Raw genomic sequence first — 22,076 nt, 5'->3', positions numbered from 1 at the left:
GGCTCGCACAGCACGGCCGACCTGCTGGCCGAACATCACCGCGACGACACTCTCCCGATACCACCTTTGTAATCGCTTTCTCAACCCCCTGGCATTGACCGCACCGGGTCCACGCGCACGCGCAGCGGTCCGAACCGGATCTGCACCGCGAACCCGTCCGGCCACCCGATCTCGGCTCCTTCTTCGGTGACCGAGGCAACCGGGTCGCGCGGCTCGGCACCCAACGCGGCCAGCGCGACGACGACCGCCGTGCCGTGGACGTCCCCGGTGAGCCGTGGGAGTGACACCCACGGGAGGAAGGCCGTGCCGTGCGGAGCGCGGACTTCGTCCCGGCCTGTCCAGCCGGACAGCGGCCGGAGCACGGACTCACCGGGCGCGGTCGCCCAGCCCGTCTGCTCGACGCGGGCGCCGGGAGGGGCGCCGAGGACGCGGTGTACCCGCAGCTCGTCCGATCCGCGGACGACGGTGACGCTCTCGACGCGCAGGCCGGGTACCGTCGCCGGGCCGCGGCCGAACACCGGACGGTGCCAGGACGCCGCCCAGCCCCAGCCTCCGGCCTGGCCCACCCCGAGCGGGTGGACCCGCCGCCGGACGCTGCGCACGCCGGCGACGACGACCGCGAAGTGGTTGTCCGCCGGGTTGCCCCGCGCGGTCGGCCCGGTCCGGGTCGAGTAGGCGAACCGGCCGTAGTGCGGGTTGTCCTCGGCCGCCGACTCGGCTTCGTGCGGCCGGACGTGGTCGCTGCCGTGGTTGTGCAGCCGGACGACGCCGTCCCTGCGGGTCGACTGCAGCAGCAGGCCCGGCGCCGGCAGGGCGAGCACCGCGTCGGCGGTCTCGCTCGGCGCCGGTTCCTCGGTCGCCGTCCACAGTGGATGATCCGGGGGTGCGAGCAGGCACACGAACGCCTTCGACGCCCAGTAGGGCGAGCCCGGTCCGGAGTAGTACTGCACCGTGTGCGCGTGCGGTCCGTGCCAGCCGAGGCTCAGCAGTCCGTGCTCGTCGACGGCGCCGCGGTCGAGGAAGTAGCGCAGCGCCCCGCTGATCAGCCGTCGTGACACGCCCGGCCGTAACGGCGTGTTCCCGGTGACGGCGCCGAGGCCGACCGCCGACGCGGCCGCGAAGCGGTAGGTCAACGATCGTCCGAAGTGGAGCGGCGCGCCGTCGCCGCCGAACCACAGCCCGAAGCTGTCCAGGTGCTCCCTCAGCCGGGGGCCGAACCGGGTCTCCTCGCCGGCGAGGTGGGCGTCCAGCACCGGGTACAGGTGCAACGCCCAGCCGTTGTAGTGGTCGAAGGCGCGGCCGTCGCCGTCGGCGTACCAGCCGTCCCCGCGGTACCAGCTCTCCAGCAGCTCCAGCGCCCGGTCGCGGGCTCGAGCCGTCTCGGTCTCGCCGCGCCCCACCGAGGCGAGGAACCCGGCCACGGTGAAGGGGAACAGGTACCAGTTGTTCGGCGCTGGGACGTGGCGCAGCGCGCCGCGCAGCCACGCCTCGATCCGGTCCTGCACGGCGGGCGCGAGGTTGTCCCACAGCCAGGGCCGGGTCAGCCGGAGCCCGAGGGCGACCGACGCCGACTCGACCATCGGCTGGCCGGCGACGTGGTGGTCGCCGATGACCGGCCACGACTCGGCGTCGTCGCGGCCCGGCGTGCGGGTGCCCGCGTCGAGTCCCCCGGCGTACCGCTCGAGCCAGCCGTGCGGGTCCTTCCCGTCCTCCCCGGTGACGCGGAAGGCGGCGGCGAGGAAGGTCCGGGCGAAGCCTTCCAGGCCGTCCGAGCGGACGCCGCTGCCCGACGGCGGCCCCGGCAGGTCGAGCCGGGCACCACCCGGGGTGGCCCAGTGCCACGCCGCCGTCAGGAGGCCGTCCGCCACGGCGACCCAGTGGTCGCGCGTGTACCCGGTGTACGGGCTCAGCGTGCGGTCTTCGCCGGGCAGCTTCACGCGATCATCCCCAGGCGTTCGCGGTGGACGGGGTGGGCGAAGGCCTGCCCAGCCGCCCAGCGGGTGACCTCGGCGACGGCCAGCTCGGCGAGCCGCCGCAGCTCGTTGCCCTGCGAGCCGGCCAGGTGCGGGGTGATCAGCACGTTGTCGTCCGTCCACAGGGGATGTCCCGGTGGCAGTACTTCCGGGTCGGTGACGTCGAGGATCGCCCGGATCCGGCCGGTCCCGGTCGCCTCGGCCAGCGCGTCCTGGTCGAGGACGGCCCCGCGGGCGGTGTTGATCAGCACGGCGTCCGGCCGCATCGAAGCGATCAGCTCGCGCCCGACCAGCCCGCGGGTTTCGGGCAGCAGTGGGGTGTGCACGCTGACGACGTCGCTGCGGGCGAACAGCTCGGCCAGGCTCACCGCTTCCGCGCCGAGCTCAGCCGCCTCCGCGGCGTTCAGGTGGGGATCGTGCACGAGGACGCGGAAGTCGTGCGGGTGCAGCAGGCCGATCACCCGCCGTCCGATCATCGACGCCGACAGGATTCCGACGGTCCGGCCGTGGTTGCCCAGGTGCCGCGGCACGGCCAGGGGGTCGTCGCGGCGGCGGGCCGCCCGGTAGTCGCGCGCCCGCTCCAGGACGCGTTTGCCGGAGAGCAGGATCATCGCCACGGCGTACTCGGCCACCGGCACCGCGTTGGCCGCCGCGGCGGACGTCACCGCGATCCCCCGCTCCCAGCACGCTTCGGTGACGTGCCCGCGGACCGAGCCGGCGGTGTGCACGACGGCCCGCAGCCGCGGCGCGCGAGCGAGCACGGCCGGGCCCAGCGGCGGACAGCCCCAGCCGGTGACCAGCAGCTCGACGTCGTGTAAGACGGCGGGGGCCGAGGGGCTCGCGAAGTCGTCGAGCACTCCGTCGGCGAGGTCGCAGACGCGGCGCAACGCCGTCATCGCGCCGTCGTCGAGCACTGCCGCCGCGGTCCGGGGAGCCATCGCGATCGCGGCGCGGGCACGGCTCACTTGACCGCCCCCGCCGTCAGCCCCGAGCGCCAGAACCGCTGCAGCAGCGCGAACGCCAGCACCAGCGGCAGGACCGCCAGCAGCGAGCCCATGATCACCACCGGGTAGTACTCGGGCGACGTCGTGGCCGCGCTGTTCCAGCTGTAGAGGCCGAGGCTGACGGGGTACAGCTTCTGGGTGGAGAGCATCACCATGGGCAGGAAGAAGTTGTTCCAGATGGCGGTGAGCTGGAACAGGAACACGGTGACCACGCCGGGGCCGAGCATCCGCAGCGAGACCTTGAAGTAGGTCGCCAGCTCCCCCGCGCCGTCAATCCGCGCCGCCTCCAGAACCTCGCCGGGCACGTAGCCCTGGCTGAACACGCGGCTGAGGTAGACGCCGAAGGGGTTGAACAGCACCGGGACGAGCACCGCCCACACCGTGTCGACGACGCCGGTGCGGGAGGCGAGCAGGTACAGCGGGAGCGCGAGCACGGTCTGCGGCACCATGACCGCGGCGAGGACCAGCCCGAACAGCTTTTCCTTGTGCCGGAAGTGGTACTTGTCGAACGCGTAGCCGCAGGCGATGCTCGCCAGCGCGCCGACCGCGGCGCCGCCGACCGCGTAGAGCAGGCTGTTGAGGTACCAGCGGCCGTAGATCCCCTTGTCCATGGCGAACAGGTCCTGCAGGTTCTTCAGCGGCGAGAATCCCTGCAGCGAAAGGATGTTACTGCCGAACAACGCGTCCCGGTCCTTTGCCGCGGCGAGCACCAGCCACAACGCCGGCAGCAGGGTGTAGAGCACGGAGATCGCGACGACGGTGTTGACGGCCGCGCGGCCGAGGAGCTTCGGCGGGTTCACGCGGCCACCTTCCGGGTGCGGTTGGCCCAGCGCGTGACGCCGTAGGACAGCGCAATCGTGCAGGCCAGCAGGATCACCGACGCGGCCGCGGCGAGCCCGTAGTTGTTGCGGGTGAACGCGGCGTCGTAGATGTACATGCTCGGCGAGAACCGCGCGGTGATCATCGGCGTGGCCTGTGAGAGCAGCATCGGCTCGGTGAACAGCTGCAGTGACCAGATCAGCGTGAACAGCACGACCATCACGATCGACGCGCGGATCATCGGCGTCTTGATCCACAGCGCGCTGCGGACACCGCCGGCGCCGTCCACCACCGCCGCCTCGATCACCTCGCGCGGCACGGCCTGCAAAGCGGCGTAGAAGACGACGACGTTGTAGCCGAGATTGCTCCACAACGCGATGTTCACCATCGACGGGATGACCGTGTGGACGCCGAGGAAGTCGATCGTGATCCCGGCCCGGCCGAACAGGTCCACCACCGGGCTCAGGCCCGGGATGTAGAGGTAGAGCCAGATGATCGCGGCGATGATACCGGGCACCGCGTGCGGCAGGAACAGCGCGAGCCGCGCCCACGCCCGCAGCCGCGCGGCTCCCGAGTCGAGCAGCAGCGCCAGGCCGAGGGAGGCGACGACCAGCAGCGGCAGGTACAGCAGGCAGTACAGCGCGACGACCCACAGTCCATTGAGGAACGTCGGATCGGCCAGCACGGCGACGTAGCTGCGCAAGCCCACGAAGATCGTGTGCTCCGGGCCGAACCCGAGACCCGGTTCGTCGGCGCCGAAGAAGCTCAGCCACAGCGCCGTCCCGGCCGGGACCAGGAAGACCACCACCAGCAGCACGAAGAAGGGGGCCATCAACACAGCACAGGCGGCGCCCTGCCGGTTTCTCTTCCGGACACGCGGCGCGGGCGTCCGGGAAGCGCTTTCCGGACGCGCGAGTGTCGTCGTCATCGGTCTCCTTCGTCAGCTGCTGTGCTCGGTGGTCGCCAGCCCCAGGGCGATCAGGTCCGGCATGGTGGCGCGCTGGGCGTCGCGGACGGCTTCCAGGAGGGTGCCCTGGCCGGCGCTCGCCCGGGCGAACCCGTCCTGCAGGACTCGCTGGGTCGCGCTCATCCGCGGTCCCCACGTCCAGCCGTCCCGGATCTTCGCGGCCTCGGCCTCGAACAGCCGGTAGACGTCCTGGCCGCCGTAGTAGCGGCGGTCGAACGCCTTCCGACCGACCTCGACCAGGTCCGGCGCGGCGGGGTACTGGCTGCTGGTGCCGCTGGAGAGCCGGGCGCGCAACGCGTCGGGGTGCGACACCTGCCATTCGATGAACTCCATCGCGGCTTCCGGATGCGCGCTGTCGCGGGTGACGGCGAAGGTCGAGCCGCCGTGCGTCCCGACCGCCGGGTCCGCGGGATCCCACTGGGGCAGCGGCGCGATCGCCCACTGGCCCTTCTGGCCCGGCCGGGCCTTCATCTGCGCGCCCGCGTCCCAGGCGCCGCTGAGCCGGGCCAGCACCAGCCCCTGCCCGATCTGCGCGTCCCCTTGCCTGCCCTGCACGCCGTTCGCGAACACGAGACCTTCGTCGATCAAGCCTTGCCAGTACCCGGCCACGCGGCGGGTCGCGGCGTCGGCGAGCGAGACGTTCCAAGCACCGCCCGCGGTGTCGAACCACTGCGCGCCCGCCTGCCAGGAGACCGCCGCGAACTGGGTCGCCCCGTCGGTCGCGAAGGCCACCAGCCGGCGCCGGTCGTCGCGGACCTTGCGGGCCACCGCCGTGAACTCGTCCCACGTGCGCGGCGGGCCCGAACCGTGCCGGGCGAACAGATCGGTGCGGTAGTGCAGCACCATCGGCTCGACGTCCAGCGGCACGGTGAACACGCGCCCGGCGAACGTCGTCAGGCGCAGTGCCTGCGGGAGGAGCTTCGCACGCAGGCGCTCGGAGACGAGATCGGTGATGTCCCTGGCCACGCCGTCGATGGCGAACCCGGGCACCTGCGGGTATTCGATGGTGGCGATGTCCGGGGCGTTGCCCGCGCGGACCGCATTGCTCAGCTTCGCGTACCCGCCCTGGTCTCCGGACGGGATCTGCTGGAACACGACGTGGATCCGGTTCTGCGAGCGGTTGAACGCGTCCACGACCTGCTGGCTGCCCCGCAGCGCCGACCAGAAGGTGATCCGGGTGGCACCACGCGGAGCGTCCCCGCCGGCGCTCGAGCACGCGGCAGCCAGCGGCCAGGCGAGACCCGCGGCGAGCACGGTCCGGCGGCTGGGTCGGACAGGCATCGATGCCTCCTGCGGGTCGCGAACTCCCCGCAGTTTGGGCGCCTGAACGAATTCCGGTCAATAGCCCCGACCAACTCGGTCAATCGATCAGCGGCCGCGTCGACCCACGCACCTTCAGCTCAGGCAGCACGGCGATCCGCCGCGGCGGCCGTCCCGCCGGTCCGCGCAGCCGCTCCAGCAGCAGCCCCGCGGCCAGCCTGCCGACCTCGGCCTTGGGCGGCGCGATCGCGGTCAACGGCGTGCTGCCCAACGCGGCCACGACGTCGTCGTAGGCCACCACCGAACAGTCGTCGGGCACCATGATCCCCGCGTCCGCCAGCTGCTGGACGAGCATCAGGGCATCGACGTCGCCGTGCATGATCACGCCCGTCGCGGCGTGCTCGCGCAGCACATCGGCGAGCGGCTCGAGGTCTCGCACCGGCTCCTGACCGGCGCCCGGCGCGCTGAGCACCACGGTCCAGTCCTCGATTTCGGGCCGTCCGGTGCAGATGCCGGTGAACGCCGCGCGCAGCGCCCGCGCGGTCGGGCTGTCGTCGCGCGCGGCCAGGACGATCCTCCGGTGGCCCAGCGCAAGCAGGTGCGTCACGGCGAGGTGGACGCCGTACCAGTGGTCAGTGCAGACGGAATCCCGGGCGTGCAACGCACTTCCCGGCCGCGGCCGCCGTTCCATCAGGACGACCGGGACGTCGGCGGCGGCCAGCCAGCCGTCGTCCGCCTCCTCGGTGCCCACGCTGCGCCAGCGCGGCGCGATGAGCACACCCCCGGCGTCGTCGGCGAGCAGCCGCTCGACGATCAGCCGCTCGGCGCCGGGAACCTGCGGCGCCGGGTGCAGCACGACCCGGACGTCAGCCTCCTCCAGCGCGCCACGGGCCCCGTGCAGGACCTCGGTGAGGTAAGCGTGGCGCTCGGGAACGACCAGCACCACCGGCCCGCCACCGGCCGCCGCGGGCGCCGGCTCCGGCCGCCGCGGAACCAGCGAGCGGACGACGCCGTGGCCCCGCCGCAGCCGCCCGGCCCTGGCCAGCTCCTCGACGTCCCGGCGCACGGTGATCACCGAGACCGCCAGCTCCGTGGCGAGTTCGGTGACCCGCGCCTGGCCGCGCGCCTCCACCACGGCCAGGATCCGCCTTCGCCGGTCCGCACCCGACTCCCGCATCTCGGCCTTCGTCCGTCGGCTGTTCGTTCGATCGTTCTCCGAGCATAACGATCAGCCGACGCACTGGTCGAGCCGGCGCTGCCGAGTGGTGGAGCGGCCACGGGTGTGCGTGCGATTTCACCCGTCGAGACGGCGGAGCACGCCGGCCGTGGCTTGCCGCTCCACATAGGTACCGACTGGGCGTTGGCACCGTGCTCGGTGATGACCGGCTCATCGCGGTCGTACGTCGGGATCGAGGCCTCGACCACTTGTGGAACCAGCCCGCACCGGACTTCGCTTCAGTTCCGTCGAATGGCTGGGTTTGCCGGCCGCGCGCCGGGCGCGGGATGGCTAGATAACGCTTCGTACATGGCTAGCGTGCCCATTTGTCGGCAGGTGTCATGCTTCCGGGTATGGTTGTCGCCTTTTTCTGCGACCAGTGATGATCAAGGCTGGTTGACGGCATCGCATGGTGGATGCACGATCGGCTCGCGGTGATTCGCCCTTCGTAATCGGGTGTTGAACGCACCGTTTCCGGGTGCTGATCGGGAGCTTGTCACCCGGCTCGTTCACTATGCCAAGAAAGGTGCGACGTGGCCACTCTGCTTGAAACAACGCAGCAGGCCGTCAGCATTGACGCAGCATCGCCTGCATGGCGGCTTCCGGGTGGACGATGAGCACGTCGTGGAGAGGGTCGGCGACCAGCAGCAGCCGGCTGTCCGCCAGGGCTCCGCAGCTGCGGCGTACCGGAGCCGGGAGCGTGACGTAGGGTTTGCGGGGCATGACGAACACCCCGTCCGGACGCCGCCGGATCACCACCGAGGTCCGGACGAGGGTGGTCAGCAAGCGATCACCTGCACTCCAGCCGAGGGCCGCGACTGCGCCGCGATCCTGCAGCCGCCCTCCCCCCTCCATCAACGCGATCGACAGCCGCGGACCATCCGCCGCACCGAGATCACGCAACGGCGGCAAGCCCATCGGCACAGGCAACGAAGCCACGCGTCCCAGGTCAGGCGCCGTGATCCGGTTGGGCAGGGCCAAGGAGGGGATGCCTGTCATGCGACACCTCCCCGACGTGCTGCGCGAGGGGAGGGCGCGGTCAAGATCAGCGTAGCCGAGATCGGCGGGAGCTGAACGCGAGAAAGACCCGCCGTGGCGGGCCAGTTACTCTGTGGTTTGGGAGATCTCCCACGTATTTGTGTCCGAGGGGGGACTCGAACACATGTGCGTGGCATCCCTGCGCGGGATGCGTGTTCATGCACCAGACCATACCGCCGGACAGCGGCCAGATACCAGCCGGGTTCTTGCCGAGGCATGGGAGGTCACGGTGCGGCAAGTGTCACGATGCCCTACAGCAGCGGGATTCGGATGGTCACGCGCTACAGGCAACGCGGTTCATGCTTCGGACGACTACATCCGGCTGGCAGTCGAGGTACTGGGCATCCCCTTGCCTCAACGGCCGACAGCGTGTCTGGAACGCGCGGTCCGGGTGATTCTGCGCCGAACGGACACGAGGGCCTGCCGAGCTCATGAGACCGTGTGACCACTTCCACCTTTGGATCCTCACTGCATCGCTCGAGGCGAACATCGACCCCAATCCGACGGCCCAGACGGGCCTCAAGCTTGATCGAACGCAACCGCTGGTGGCCGTCGAGCTTCGTCAATAGGACAGCCACCAGCGCAAGCCCACCAAACAACACCGTGCCCGACGCAAGCAGGAGCCATAAACCGATCACGCCGATCCCTACTGGCCATCCGCTTGCGCGTTTAGGTAGATGAAGGTGCCGTCTGAGTGCCGCACCAGCAGGTGGTCATGCGCGACGAAGTCACCTGCTTCCCGGCCCCATGCACGAGCGCAGTGCCGGGCGATCGAACTCGGGTCCCGGCACCCATCCCACAGTCCCCAGTCGTACGCTTCCTGCGGAGTCAGCCGACGAAGATGCGACTCGATCGTGACGACGCGAACAGGTTCTGGGAAATCGCAGATTACCGGCCAGACGCGTGTCGAGCGGTACGCCTTGGACGAACTACCCTTGCGGTCTTGAAGCCGCCCCAATACCGCACGCGGATCCACTTTTCCCCAGCGTCGATGACCACAGCGGGTCTCCAAGCCTCTTCCCACACCCACACCGGGTCGTTCGCCCGATAGTCTGATACACCCTGGTAGGCGCCGACATGGGATACGCCATAGACCTTTCGCGGGAAGCCCGGTGCTCCGGCGATGAACGCATACTCGTCCGGAACCAGGAAAGGTTCGGCGACATACGGATCCCAGTCAGGGTCACGCTCGACCAACCGAACACAGTCAAGCGGAAACTCCCAAGTAACCGGCGTACCAACGGGAACGAGACGAACACTGGAGCCGATCCAGAACTCTTCCGGAGCACTGACCGCAGTCCGTACCGCGATCCCGTCCACGAGCCAGCGAGACTGAACAACGCCGAGAACACGGCCAGAGATCCATTCGCCGCTCCACGGCCAACGAACTCACACCATGTCGCCCCGCACGAAAGGCACTTCATCGACTTCTGACATGGAGGCAGACTAATGGACACTTAACACTAGCACGTACTATCAGCTTATGTACTGAACACCGATACAGCGTGTCACTTCCGGGTCCGCCGGAACCCGGGGAAGCCGTTCATTGCCGGGCAGCCCGGCGACGTCGGTGCCGGCGTGCGCGCCCTGCCACCGCGCCACCAGGCCGGGGCTCTCGGCGCGCCCGGCTCCTGTCCCTGCCGCCCCACAGCTCGGCGGGCAGCCTCGGTAGCCGGGCAAGCGGGACTGAGATGACGCGGCGCTCGCCTGCCCAAGCCGCCGTTCCGCGCGATGGCCAAGAGCGGCCGGCACCTCCATTTAGGCGCCTTCCCCGGGCTTGTCGCGAGTTCGACCTCCTCAGCCGGTGTCCGATCGGCTCCCGTCGGCTGAGCGGTACCGGCTCGCGGCGCCGTCCGGTAAGCGGGGAACGTGCCCTCGCAGACGGATGGAAGCTCGCCGGACTGTGCTCGGCTTCGGCGGGGCAGCCTCGGGCGCCGGTGTCTCGGCCGGTGTACGTACGTATGCAGCCGCCATCAGCCAGCACACGACGAGCAGTTGTCCGCCGAGCAGGATGTCCAGTCGGGTCAGTCCTGAGACGTCCGTGGGCACGAAGACTTGGCGCAAGGCGATGAGCGCGAGCAGCGCGGCGGCAAGTTCCATGGCCGCGGACGTGTCCTCCCCGGTCGAGCCGCGTCGCCGACGTGTCCGTACGGCAAAGCTCAGGCCGATGACTCCTGGCATGAGGCTGATCGCGTAGACGAACGCCCAGTACGGCCAGCCACGGGCGAACTTGACAGCGATCAGCGGCAGTCCGTACTTCGACTTTCCCTGGGAGACGACCCGATCGGTATCGATCGTCCAGTGCCCGAGCTGATCTGCGGCAGCGACGCCGAACACGAACGGGACAGGTGCCACACCACGCCACTGCTTTACAGCGGATATGCCTTCGGGCAAAAAGACGAACATGCCGAGGTCGAGGGAGTACGTCTCGTTCGGGAAGTCGGCCGGGTCGACGATCGCGGGAACGGAGAACCCGACTTCGACGGTATCCGGCACACCGCGCGGATCCACGACCTTGGCCAGCGGGTACAAGACCTCGACGTCTTCGACCCAAAGGTTCGTGATCCGGATCCTCAGCTTCGAGTCGGCGAACTCCGGGCGTAGCTTGCCTGTCGTGGCATCGACCACCGGCTGCGAATTCCTGTCGACGAACTCCGGGCGGTTCTCAAGCGGAGTGGGGACGATGGACAAAGTGGCCTTCAGCTTTCGCTCAACCGGATCAAGGCTGTTCGCCGTCACCAGGAACCGCAGTGAAGGGCCCGGGATGCCAACGTCGGGACGTTGAACCTCGAGGCCGACCGACGTCTTCGAATGGTCGATGTCTTCGACCTGGAACAGGTACGCGAAGCCGGAGCCCACCGCGACGATCGCCAGCGAAGCCGCGATAACCTGCACGGCCGCTGACCCGGGCGTCCGCCTCCTCGCTCTGAAGATCGACTGGCTCACTCCCGGTGAGTCGCGCGGGTCGGGGTCGTCGTTACGATCAAGCCCGGGCGCGCAGCTTCGGCAGCACGTCCTCGGAGAACTGGGTCAGGAAGCGCTCCTGGTCGTGGCCCGGGCCGTGGAAGACCAGGTGGTTCAGCCCCGCGTCCAGGTACGGCTTGATCTGCGCGACGGCCTCGTCCGGGTGGCTCAACTCTGCCGGTGAAAGATCGTGCAAACGCGCCGTTCAGTTACGCAGCACCTTCCCTCGGACCCGCGCCGGGACGCGGCCCACACTCGAATCCGGGGAGGCGGCCTAATAACGCTGCGCGTACCAGGTCGGTGGCTCGCCGAACATGCTCTTGAAGTCGCGGATGAAGTGGCCCTGGTCGACGTAGCCGAGGTCCGCCGCCAGCGCGGCCCAATCGATCACCCCGCCGGCGGCCATGCGTGCGGTCACCTCGTGCAGGCGGTAGCGGCGGATCACCCACTTGGGCCCGATGCCGACGTACTCCGCGAACAGCCGTTGCAGCCCCCGCACGCTCAGCCCCAGCTCGCCGGCGAGACGTTCGACCCTGGTCACGGCCTTGTCCCCGGCGATCAGCTCGACCGCGGCCACCGCCTGCCGCACCCGGGGGTCGTCGTCCGGCAGGTGTTCCAGCAGGAACGCCTCCACGGCCGGCACGTCGAGCGTCGTCGGCAGGTCCGGGCCGAACACCTCGGCCGCCGGGACGACGCGGTCGGTGATCGTCGAGACGGAGGCACCGAGGAACGGGCGGAAACAGCCCGGCCGGAACGCGACGCCGAACACGCGATCGCGTCCTTCGAGGACCCTGAGCTGGTAGCCGCTGCGGACGCCGTTGACGTCCGCGCGGCCGCCGCCGAACACCAGGTGCACGTTCGGGTACGGCACGATCTTCTGCCGGTAGGGCTCGACGTAATCCCAGCGAGCCTCCCAATACCGCTCCACCCACGGCGCGAGCGCCGGCGACGGCTCGTGGAACGCGTGGTGCTGATACTTGGTCCACGCACTCCGCAGCTCACGAACGTCCCGCCCCACAGCGCAGAGTGTACGTCGTCTTTGTCCAATACCCTCCGGCCCGCGCCACCTAGCGTTGCCGTCATGTCACACCTGTCCACCACGGCCGAGGCCGTGGCCGCAGTCGCCCGCACCATCACCGACGACCAGCTCGCCAACAAGACTCCGTGCACGGAGTACGACGTCCGCTCACTGGTCAACCACCTCCTGTTCTGGGGACCGTCGCTCGCCGGCGCCGGCCGCAAGGAGCCCGTCCCCCAGCCGGCGGCCACCGAGTCCGATGTGGACCTGACGGCCGGCGACTGGCGCGGCCGCCTGCTCGCCCTGCTCGACGACATCACGTCGTCCTGGGCACCGCCGAGCGCCTGGGAGGGCGAGACGAGCATGGGCACGCCGCACATGCTGCCCGCGCCGGTCATGGGCGACATGATCATCGGCGAGCTGGCCGTGCACGGCTGGGACCTGGCGGTCGCCACCGGCCAGCGGCTGGAACTGCCCGCCGACCTGCTGGCGCACCTGCACGACACGGTGTTCGCCGGCGTCGAGCAGGGTCGGGCGATGGGCATGTACGGACCGGAGGTCGCGGTGCCGGCCGACGCACCTACCTTGGCCCGCATCATCGGCCTGACCGGCCGCGATCCCGCCTGGACGTAGTCTCCGACCAGTGATGCCGGCCATCTCCCCCGCGATGGCCGGCAAGAACACCTCGGCCGGCCCGGCGTGACGCCCAAGGAGGTCGGCGCAATGGGCGAGTCATCGGGCAGGTCGCCGGGCGAGCCGCTGACGCGCTGTATTCGGCGAGGCCAACCCGATCGTCGACGGCTGGGCGCTCGACGCGATCTCGGGCATCGCGAACGGGCTGAGCCGGCTCGCCGGCGAGCCGGACGGCCTCGAGGCGCGATCGGACCTGCTCCGAGGCGCGTGGCTGGCCGGAATGTGCCTGGCCTCGGCGGTGATGGGCCTGCACCAAGCTCTGCCACGTGCTCGGGGGCAGCTTCGGACTGCCGCACGCGAGCACGCACACCGTGGTACCCCCGCCCGCCTGCTGCTGCGAAGTCAGAACTCGATCACCAAGCGCGCCGGGACGCGGTTGGCCAGCACCTCCTCGAAGGCGTCATTGACGTCCTCCAGCTTCCGCGCCTCGGCCGTCACGGTTGTCCGGCCGGCGGCGTGCAGCGCGAACACCTCCGCCAGGTCCTTGCGCGTGCCGACGATCGAGCCGATCACCGAGATGCCCTTGATCACGGTCTCGAAGATCGGGACCGGCAGGACCCCGCCCGCAGGGATGCCGACGCACACCAGCCGGCCGCCGCGACGCAAGGAGCGCAGAGCCTGTTCGAACGCACTCGGCGCCGCGGCCAGCACGATCGCCACGTCCGCTCCACCCTGCGCCTGAATGGCTTCGGCCGGGTCGCCCGCGCTCGCGTCGACGACCCGGTCCGCACCGAGCTCGCGGGCGAGGTCGAGCTTTCCGGGCTCGATGTCGACCGCCGTGACGAAGCCACCCGCGATGCGCGCGTACTGGATGGCGAGGTGACCGAGGCCGCCGACGCCGAAGATCGCGACCCGGTCCGCCGGGCGGACGTCCCCGACCTTGACGGCCTTGTAGGTCGTCACGCCTGCGCACGTCAGCGGGGACGCCTCGATCGGCGGGACACCTTCGGGCACGAGGACCGCGTAGTGGGCGTTCGCGACGGCGTACTCGGCGTAGCCGCCGTCGATCGAATAGCCGGTGTTCTGCTGAGCCTCGCACAGCGTCTCCCAGCCGGAGACGCAGAAGCCGCACTCACCACAGGCCGAACCGAGCCACGGCAGCGCCACCCGCTGCCCGATCCGGCTCTCCGGCACGCCGGCACCGACGCGTTCGATGATGCCGACGCCCTCCGAGAACGAGATGAGGCCTCAGCGTGAAGCCTTGGAGAACCAGATCGCCGACCTGCAGCGGGAACACCCGGGCCGCGACGAGGAGTACCGCCACAAGATGGCGGAAATAGATCAACGAGACGCCCAGAAACTGACGAAGGTCGTCACCTTCGGCTCCCTCGACACGCTGGCCGAACGCTGCCTCGGTGAAGGCTTGCAGAGCCGGATCACCAACTCGAAGATGCTGAAGGACAACCTCCTTCAGGAGTTCGAGCGTTCCGGCCCGGATTCGTTCGTCCCACCCGTCCGGGCGAAGTCCTGAACCTGATCAGCGCTCGGCGGGGTGGTCTCCGATGCGTCTCGGGATCGACGCTGACGCCGAATCCGGCCTGGCGAACCGGCTCAGTACGCCACAGCCTTCGAGAGCCCGAAGACGAGGACTGACGAGGTGTGACTGCATGTCGACGGACGCGATCGACCTCGCGGCGATGATCCGGCGAGCTGATGAGGCAAGGGACGCTCACGCGCGCACCGGACGGTGGCAGGATGCCGACGACGCTGTCCACCGGTGGGCGGCGATCGTGGCGATCGAAGGTGCGGCGGACTACCACGACGAACTCGGCAACGCGCTGATGGACCGGTACGACAGCGGCGGCGAGGCCTCCGATCTGCGCCGCGCCCGGACCGCCTACGAAACCGCCGTCAACCTGGACCGGCATCCCGCGTTGCTGAACAACCTCGGCAACTACCTGCGTCAGTGCCATCACGACCTGCGCGAACCGGATGCTCTCGACGCCGCGTTCGGGGTGCTGACCGAGGCCGCCGCGAAGATGCCGGACGCGGACGACGACCTGTTGCTATACGGCGGTTCGCGGCTGCTATGGCCCACTTCGGCCGGACGGCACGTGCCGTCCGGCCACGCGACACCGGCCGGCACTTCCCGCGGGCCGGCGGAGTTCCTACCGTTCGGGGAAAACCCTTACTCGCCAGAGAGATTCCCATGCTGACCCGACTGGGCGCCTGGTGCGGCGTGCTCACCGGCCTCGCCATCGCGGTGCCCGGCCTGATCGAGGCGTTCACCGGCGAAACCGCCCCGACGAGCTTCGTGCTCGGCCTGTCCCCGGCGTTCGCGGTCCCGCTCCTGACCGTCCTCCACCTGCAGCAGGCCACGGCGGCCGGCACGTTCGGCGCGGTCGCCTACACGGTGAACGCGGTCGGCCTCGGCCTGTTCGGCGGCGCGGCCTTCACCCTGAACCTGGCCCTGTTCTCCCTCGACGACGCGGTGGCCGGGAACCTGCTGCGCGGCCCGACGAGGGTGGCCCTGCTGGGCAGCGCGCTGGTCTTCGCCACCGGCGCGGTGTTGTTCGGCGCGTCCCTCCTCCGAGCCGGGATCCACCCCCGCATCCCGGCGGCGTACCTCGTGGCGCTGCCCGCACCGGCGCTCGCGGCACGGCTGCCGGACACCCCGCTCACCAGCATCGTGCACGTCGTCGCCGGCGGAGCGCTGGTGTGGCTGGCCCGCAGCGTCTCGGCCACCGGCGCATCGGCCGACGTGACCGCCGCGCGGCCGAGCACGCGGTGATCGCCGCCCCTGCCACCCGGATCGGGACCGGCCGGGACGCTGACACCGCCGGACCGGCGTCCTCCACGCCGAACGCCCCAGCCCCCAGCAGACTCCGGTTCGCGACCGAGGCGCACGCGCCTCACGGGGACACCACCCGCAAACCGGCGCGAGAAGTTCCGTGGCCCGCCTCGGCCATCAACCGCTCGGCCAGCGCGTCCGCCGCGGCGACGGGTGTCGTGGCTTGCTCCTTCGCGAGCTCGAGGATCGATCCGGTGGTGCGGCGGATCTCCTGGACCCGCGCCGCGGCGCGGGTGAAGTCGAACCCGCCGAGTTCCTCCGCCACCTGGATCAAGCCTCCCGCGTTGACCACGTAGTCCGGGGCGTACAGGATGCCGGCCTCGTCGAGCAGCCCGGCCACCTCCGGCTCGGCGAGCTGGTTGTTCGCCGCTCCGCAGACGATCTTCGCCGTGAGGGTCTCCGCCAGCCGGGCGGTGAGCACGCCGCCGAGGGCGCACGGGCAGTAGACGTCGAGGTCCGCGGCGGCCAGCTCGTCGCGGCCGGCCGCGATCTCCACGGCCGGTGGCAGCGCCGCCAGTGCCGTTTCGTCCACATCGGACGCGATCACGACGGCTCCGGCCGCGAGGAGCTGCGCCACGACCCGGCGGCCGACCTTGCCGACGCCTTCGACACCGATCCGCCGTCCGGCCAGCTCGGCCGTGCCCCAGCGGTGCCGGGCCGCGGCGGCCAGTCCTTCGAGCACGCCGGCCGCGGTCAGGATCGCGGAGTCGCCCGCGCCGCCGCCGGCCGCGGAACGGCCGGTGACGAATGCGCACTCCGCGGCCACCACGTCCATGTCCTCCGGGAACGTGCCGACGTCGCAGGCGGTGATGTAGCGGCCGCCGTGCTCGCCGACGAACCGGCCGTAGGCGCGGAGCAGCTGCTCCGACTTGTCCGTCCGCGGGTCGCCGATGATCACCGCCTTGCCGCCGCCGAGCGGCAGGCCGGCGAGTGCGCTCTTGTACGCCATCCCTTCGGCCAGCCGCAGCACGTCGGCCAGCGCGTCCCGCTCGCTCGGGTACGGGTGGAACCGGGTGCCGCCCAGTGCCGGGCCGAGCGCGGTGGAGTGCACCACGATGATCGCCTTCAGCCCGCTTTCCGCGTCCTCGCGGAACGACACCTGCTCCGGTTCGGGCCGGTCGCCCGGAATCGTCGGCAGCACCGGGATCCTCTTCCTGGTGCGGTTCACGCCGCACCGAACTCTCGGTCGATGAGGTCGAACAGCTCGTCGTCGGACGCCGCGGTGAGGTCCGCCTCGGCCTCGGCGGCGAAGCTCCGCGCGTCGGCGAGGATCCGCTCGAGGCGCACGACGAGCCGGCTCCGGTCCGGATCCCCGGCCGGGAGCTCCGCGAGCAGGTCCGCCACCCGGTTCAGGGCCGCGAAGCCGCTCTCGCCACCGGGTTCGGTGACCAGCTCGGCAGCGAGGTGCGCCGCCAGCGCGGCCGCCGTCGGGTGGTCGAAGACGACAGTGGTGGGCAGCCGGAGGCCGGTCGCGGCGGTCAGCCGGTTGCGGAGCTCGACGCCGGACACCGAGTCGAAGCCGAGTTCGCGGAACGCGCGCTGCTCGTCGACCTCCTCCGGAGACGGGTGCCCCAGCACCACGGCGGCCTGGGTGCGCACCAGCCCGACGAGTTCCCGGACGGCCGCGACGCGGTCGAGCCCCGCCAGCCCGGCCACGACCGGGGCCGGGCCGGTGGGTGCCACGGCGGTGGCCGCCCGTTCGGCGACCTCCGGCATGTCCCGGATGAACGGGCTCGGCCGGACGGCGGTGAAGGCGGGGGTGAAGCGGTCCCAGCGGATGTCGGCCACGGTCACCGTCGTCTCGTCGGCGTCGAGGACCCCTTGGAGCGCGGCGAGGGCGACCGAGGGCGGCATCTCCGGGACGCCGTGGCGCTCCAGCAGGTCGCCGACATCGCCCGCGGCCAGCCCGCCGTCCGCCCAGGCACCCCAGGCGATCGAAGTCGCGGGCTGCCCTTCGGCACGCCGCTGCTCGGCGAACGCGTCCAGGAAGGCGTTGCCCGGGGCGTAGTTGCCCTGTCCGGGAATGCCGAAGACGGCCGAGATCGAGGAGAACAGGACGAACGCGGAGAGGTCGTGCGTCAGCTCGCCGAGGTGGACCGCGGAAACCGCCTTGGCTCGCAGGGCCCGGCCCGCCTGCGCCGGGGTGAGCGACTCGACGACGGCGTCGTCGAGGTCCGCGGCGGTGTGGAACACCGCGGTGACCGGATGCGCGGCCAGCAGCCCGGCCAGCGCCTCCCGGTCGGCGACGTCGCACGCGGCCACCGTCACCTCGGCGCCGAGGGCGCGCACCTCCGCTTCCAGCCCGGCCGCTCCCGGTGCCGCCGGGCCGCGCCTGCTGACCAGCAGCAGGTGCTCGGCGCCGTTCGCCGCGAGCCAGCGCGCGAGGTGGCCGCCGAGCGCGCCCGTTCCCCCGGTGACCAGGACCGTGCCCTCCGGACGCCACGAGCGCACGGCTCGCGCGCCCGGCGCCCGGCGCAGCCGCCGGGCGTACACCGCCGAGCCGCGAAGGGCGACTTGGTCCTCCCCGGCGAGCCCGCTGAGCACCGCGGCCAGCCCGCCGGCCTCGGCCGCGCCGGGTCCAGCGGGCAGGTCGATCAGGCCGCCCCAGCGTTCGGGGTGCTCCAGGGCGACCACCCGGCCGAGTCCCCAGGTCAGCGCCTGCGTGGGCACCGGCGGGCGGTCGCCGGCGCCGGTCCGGACCGCGCCCCGGGTCAGGCACCACAACGGCGCCTCGATCCCGGCCCGGCCGAGTTCCTGGACCGCGGCGAGGGTCGCGGCGTACCCCGCGGGCACGGCCGGCTCGCCGGGCAGCGGTTCGTCGTCGAGGGCCAGCAGGGACAGCACGCCCGCCACCGGACCGTGCGCGGCCCCGTCGTCGGCCAGCCGGTCGAGGGCGGTCTCGACGAGGTCGGCGCCACGGTCGGCCAGCGCGGCCACGAGTTCCTTGTCCAGCTCGGCGCCGAGCACGAGCCAGCGTCCCGGCCGGGCCGCCCCGGCCGGCGCCGGCAGCCGGCGCCACGCCACGGAGTAGCGCCGGCTCCCGGCGGCCGTGGTGTCACGCCGTTCGGCACGCCACCGGCGCAACCCGGTGAGGGCCCTGCCGAGGTCGTCGGCGGGCAGCTCCAGCGCCCGGCCGAGCACGTCCAGGTCGCCGTCTTCGACCGCCGACCAGAACGCGTCTCCGGTCGCTTCCGTCCGCTTCGCCACCGACGGGACGTACCAGTAGTGGGCGCGCTGGAACGGGTAGGTGGGCAGTTCGACGGCGCGCCCGGCACGCGGCCCCAGGACCGCCGTCCAGTCCGGGGAGAGCCCGTGCACGTGGGCGAGACCGAACGCGGCGAGCAGGGTGGCCGGCCCGTCCTGGTTCCGGCGCAGGGTGCCCAGGACCACGCCGCCGGGACCGTGCTCGGCCAGCACGTCCCCGACTCCGGCGGTGAGCACCGGGTGCGGGCTGACCTCGACGAAGAACCGGTGCCCGGTCTCCGCGAGCGAGGCCACCGCGGGCGCGAACGCGACGGGTTCGCGGAGGTTGCGGTACCAGTACCCGGCGTCGAGCTCGAACGGGTCGATCAGGGTCCCGGTGACGGTCGACATCATCGGCACCTCGGCCGGGCGGGGCCGCACGGCCGCCAGTTTCGCCGTCAGCTCGTCGCGGATCGCCTCGACCTGCGCGGAGTGCGACGCGTAGTCGACCGCGATCCGGCGGACCCGGACCCCGGTCGCGGCCTGCTCGGCGATCCACCCCTCGAGGACGTCCACCGCGCCGGAGACGACGACCGACCGCGGGCCGTTCACCGCGGCGACGCCGAGCCTGCCGATTCCGGCCACGCTCTCGCGCACGTCCTCCGCCGGGGCTTCGACGGCGACCATCCCGCCGAGCCCGGCCAGTGCCCGCAGCGCCGCGCTCCGCACCGCGACGATCCCGGCCGCGTCGGCCAGTGAAAGCGCGCCGGCCACGCAGGCGGCCGCGATCTCGCCCTGGCTGTGCCCGATCACCACGTCCGGGTGCACCCCGTGCGCGCGCCAGACCGCGGCCAGCGAAACCATCACCGCGAACAACGCCGGCTGCACGACGTCCACCCGCTCCAGCGAGGGAGCCCCGGGCACGCCGCGGATGACGTCCCAGAGGCTCCAGCCGACGTGCGGGGCGAGCGCGTCCGCGCAGTCGGCCATGCTGCGGGCGAACACCTCCGACCGCTCCGCGAGGTCGGCGGCCATGCCCAGCCACTGGGAGCCCTGGCCGGGGAAGACGAAGACGGTGCCGCCCTCGCCGGCGACGCCGCGGAGGAGGCCCGCGGTGTCGGTCCCCTCGGCGAGCGCGGTCAAGCCGCGGTGGAAGTCCGGCAGGTCCGCGGCGAGCACGACGGCCCGGTGGTCGAACGTGGTCCTGGTGGTGGCCAGCGCGACGGCGACGTCCGCCGGGCTCACCTCGGGGCCGGCGTCCAGCGCCGCGCGGAGGCGGCCGGCCTGCTCGGCCAGTGCTTCCGGCGTCCGCGCCGACAGCACCCAGGGCACGGTCTCCCGCACGTCCCCGGCACGCGGCGGTTCCTGAGGCTCTTCGGCAGCTTCCAGGATGAGGTGTGCGTTGGTCCCGCTGACCCCGAACGAGGAAACGCCCGCGCGCCGGGGGTGGTCGTGAGCGGGCCACGGCCGCTCGGCCGTCAGCAGCGCCACCGCCCCCGCGGACCAATCCACGTGGGACGTCGGCTCGGTGGCGCGGGGTGGCCGCGGCAACCGGCCGGCCCGCATGGCCAGCACGGTCTTGATGACCCCGGCGACCCCCGCGGCGGCCTGGGCGTGCCCGATGTTGGCCTTGACCGACCCGAGCAGCACCGGGTCGTGCGCCGGCCGGTCCCGGCCATAGGTCGCGAGGAGCGCCTGCGCCTCGATCGGGTCGCCGAGCGGCGTGCCGGTACCGTGGGCCTCCACCACCTCGACGTCCGATGTGGACATTCCGGCATCGGCCAGCGCCCGCCGGATCACCCGCTGCTGGGACGGCCCGTTCGGCGCCGTGAGGCCGTTGGACGCGCCGTCCTGGTTGACCGCCGAGCCGCGGATCACCGCGAGCACGCGGTGGCCGTTGCGCCGCGCGTCGGACAGCCGCTCCAGCAGCAGCATGCCCGCCCCTTCACCGAGGCCGAAGCCGTCGGCATCGGCGGCGAACGGCTTGCAGCGGCCGTCCGGGGCGAGGCCGCGCTTGCGGCTGAACTCGATGAAGATGCCCGGATTGGCCATCACCGTGACACCTCCGGCGAGGGCGAGCTCGCAGTCGCCGGCCCGCAGCGCCCGCACCGCCAGGTGGATGGCCACCAGCGACGAGGAACAGGCCGTGTCGACGGTGACCGCGGGGCCTTCCAAGCCCAGCGTGTAGGCGATCCGCCCGGAGACGACACTGCCGGTCGTGCCGGTCAGCAGGTACCCCTCCAGCTCTTCCGGTGCCTCGTGCTGGCGTGGGCCGTAGTCCTGGGTCATGGCGCCGGCGAACACCCCGGTCCGGCTGCCCCGCACCGACGACGGCACGATCCCGGCCCGTTCCCACGTTTCCCAAGCCACCTCGAGCAGCACCCGCTGCTGCGGGTCCATCGCCAGCGCCTCACGCGGGGCGATCCCGAAGAACGCCGGATCGGCGGCGCCCGCGTCGGCCAGGAAGCCGCCCTCGCGCTGGTAGAACCGGCCCGGTGTGCCGGGCTCCGGGTCGTACAGGCCGTCGACGTCCCAGCCGCGGTCCTCCGGGAACGCCGAGATCGCGTCCCCGCCCGCCGCGACGAGGTCCCACAGGTCTTCGGGCGTCCGCACGCCTCCCGGGAACCGGCACGCCATGGCGACGATCGCGATCGGTTCGTCCGGAGCGGTGGCCGGGTCCGCCGGTTCGGCCTCGCCCGCGCCGCCGTCGAGCCGGTCGGCGAGCAGCCCGGCCAGTTCGGCGGGGGTGGGGTGATCGAAGACCGCCGTGGCGGGCAGCGTGACACCGGTCTCGGCGACCAGGCGGTTGCGCAGCTCGACCGCGGTGAGCGAATCGAATCCGAGTTCGTGGAACGGCTGTCCGGGGCGCACCGCGGTGAGCGAGCCGTGTCCGAGCACCGACGCGGCGACCCCGCGAACCAGGTGCACCAGCCGGCGCCGGAGATCCTGCCCGGTCACGCCGGCCATCCGTTCCGCGAGGGGTGAAGCCGCCGCGACCGGAGGATCCACCGGGGTGAACCGGTCCGGGTCCGGGGAGGCGGCGACGAGCGTGTGCTCGCCCAGCGCCGCGGGCAGCAGGCCGGGCACGGCTTCGGCCGGTGCCGAAAGCACGGCCGCCACGCGTCCCCGAGCGCGCGCGCCCGCGGCCAC

Annotated in this window: 15 protein-coding genes and 3 pseudogenes; 5 read left to right on the top strand and 13 right to left on the bottom strand. The window is 71.7% G+C overall.

Going from position 1 to position 22,076, the window contains the following annotated elements:
* Positions 1-80: 80 nt before the first annotated feature.
* The 10 genes and pseudogenes from IE317_RS36695 to IE317_RS36650 form a co-directional block, all read right to left on the bottom strand.
* Entirely contained in the window at positions 81-1,937 is a 1,857-nt protein-coding gene (locus IE317_RS36695; protein WP_191315958.1) for a DUF2264 domain-containing protein, read from the bottom strand.
* On the bottom strand, positions 1,934-2,938 hold the full coding sequence (locus IE317_RS36690; RefSeq protein WP_229903095.1) for a hydroxyacid dehydrogenase: 1,005 nt from the start codon (positions 2,936-2,938) through the stop codon (positions 1,934-1,936). Before IE317_RS36690 ends, IE317_RS36695 begins: the two co-directional genes overlap by 4 nt.
* On the bottom strand, positions 2,935-3,777 hold the full coding sequence (locus IE317_RS36685) for a carbohydrate ABC transporter permease (protein WP_191315957.1): 843 nt from the start codon (positions 3,775-3,777) through the stop codon (positions 2,935-2,937). Before IE317_RS36685 ends, IE317_RS36690 begins: the two co-directional genes overlap by 4 nt.
* A complete protein-coding gene (locus IE317_RS36680) occupies positions 3,774-4,628 on the bottom strand; it encodes a carbohydrate ABC transporter permease (protein WP_229903094.1) in 855 nt (284 codons plus the stop codon). Before IE317_RS36680 ends, IE317_RS36685 begins: the two co-directional genes overlap by 4 nt.
* A gap of 108 nt (positions 4,629-4,736) precedes the next feature.
* Positions 4,737-6,044 carry an ABC transporter substrate-binding protein gene (locus IE317_RS36675; protein ID WP_191315955.1) on the bottom strand — a complete coding sequence of 436 codons (1,308 nt, stop codon included), beginning with the start codon at positions 6,042-6,044 and terminating at the stop codon, positions 4,737-4,739.
* A 79-nt stretch (positions 6,045-6,123) separates the two neighbouring features.
* A complete protein-coding gene (locus IE317_RS36670; protein ID WP_191315954.1) occupies positions 6,124-7,200 on the bottom strand; it encodes a substrate-binding domain-containing protein in 1,077 nt (358 codons plus the stop codon).
* Positions 7,201-7,806: 606 nt separating this feature from the next.
* Positions 7,807-8,238: a hypothetical protein gene (locus tag IE317_RS36665; RefSeq protein ID WP_229903093.1), complete on the bottom strand. Its 432-nt coding sequence runs from the start codon at positions 8,236-8,238 to the stop codon at positions 7,807-7,809.
* 1,836 nt (positions 8,239-10,074) lie between these two features.
* Positions 10,075-11,172: a hypothetical protein gene (locus IE317_RS36660; RefSeq protein WP_191315953.1), complete on the bottom strand. Its 1,098-nt coding sequence runs from the start codon at positions 11,170-11,172 to the stop codon at positions 10,075-10,077.
* A gap of 88 nt (positions 11,173-11,260) precedes the next feature.
* Positions 11,261-11,410: pseudogene (locus IE317_RS36655) on the bottom strand (F420-dependent glucose-6-phosphate dehydrogenase); the annotation flags it as partial.
* Positions 11,411-11,515: 105 nt separating this feature from the next.
* Positions 11,516-12,259, bottom strand: a complete 744-nt coding sequence (locus IE317_RS36650) for a helix-turn-helix domain-containing protein (protein WP_229903092.1) — start codon at positions 12,257-12,259, stop codon at positions 11,516-11,518.
* A gap of 63 nt (positions 12,260-12,322) precedes the next feature.
* On the opposite strand from IE317_RS36650, the gene IE317_RS36645 reads away from it, so the two are divergent.
* Both IE317_RS36645 and IE317_RS45345 read left to right on the top strand, forming a co-directional pair.
* Positions 12,323-12,892: a TIGR03086 family metal-binding protein gene (locus IE317_RS36645; protein WP_191315952.1), complete on the top strand. Its 570-nt coding sequence runs from the start codon at positions 12,323-12,325 to the stop codon at positions 12,890-12,892.
* A gap of 157 nt (positions 12,893-13,049) precedes the next feature.
* Positions 13,050-13,154: pseudogene (locus IE317_RS45345) on the top strand (hypothetical protein); the annotation flags it as partial.
* A gap of 140 nt (positions 13,155-13,294) precedes the next feature.
* Here IE317_RS45345 and IE317_RS36635 read toward each other — a convergent pair.
* On the bottom strand, positions 13,295-14,134 hold the full coding sequence (locus IE317_RS36635; protein ID WP_191315998.1) for an alcohol dehydrogenase catalytic domain-containing protein: 840 nt from the start codon (positions 14,132-14,134) through the stop codon (positions 13,295-13,297).
* 19 nt (positions 14,135-14,153) lie between these two features.
* Here IE317_RS36635 and IE317_RS36630 point away from each other — a divergent pair, with 19 nt between their 5' ends.
* The 3 genes from IE317_RS36630 to IE317_RS36620 are packed head-to-tail and all read left to right on the top strand — an operon-like array spanning position 14,154 to position 15,683.
* Positions 14,154-14,423: a hypothetical protein gene (locus IE317_RS36630; RefSeq protein ID WP_191315951.1), complete on the top strand. Its 270-nt coding sequence runs from the start codon at positions 14,154-14,156 to the stop codon at positions 14,421-14,423.
* A gap of 31 nt (positions 14,424-14,454) precedes the next feature.
* Positions 14,455-15,108 carry a hypothetical protein gene (locus tag IE317_RS36625; protein ID WP_191315950.1) on the top strand — a complete coding sequence of 218 codons (654 nt, stop codon included), beginning with the start codon at positions 14,455-14,457 and terminating at the stop codon, positions 15,106-15,108.
* Entirely contained in the window at positions 15,102-15,683 is a 582-nt protein-coding gene (locus IE317_RS36620; RefSeq protein WP_191315949.1) for a hypothetical protein, read from the top strand. Before IE317_RS36625 ends, IE317_RS36620 begins: the two co-directional genes overlap by 7 nt.
* Positions 15,684-15,804: 121 nt before the next feature.
* Here IE317_RS36620 and IE317_RS36615 read toward each other — a convergent pair whose 3' ends face one another.
* Positions 15,805-16,884, bottom strand: a complete 1,080-nt coding sequence (locus IE317_RS36615; RefSeq protein WP_229903090.1) for a Glu/Leu/Phe/Val family dehydrogenase — start codon at positions 16,882-16,884, stop codon at positions 15,805-15,807.
* Between the two features lie 23 nt (positions 16,885-16,907).
* Positions 16,908-21,857: pseudogene (locus tag IE317_RS44835) on the bottom strand (type I polyketide synthase); the annotation flags it as partial.
* Between the last annotated feature and the right edge of the window lie 219 nt (positions 21,858-22,076).

The organism is Amycolatopsis bullii (genome assembly GCF_014654205.1).
Taxonomy (GTDB): Bacteria; Actinomycetota; Actinomycetes; order Mycobacteriales; family Pseudonocardiaceae; genus Amycolatopsis; species Amycolatopsis plumensis.
The sequence above is the reverse complement of the archived record's forward strand: the minus strand, read 5'-3'. Positions and strand labels throughout refer to the sequence as shown.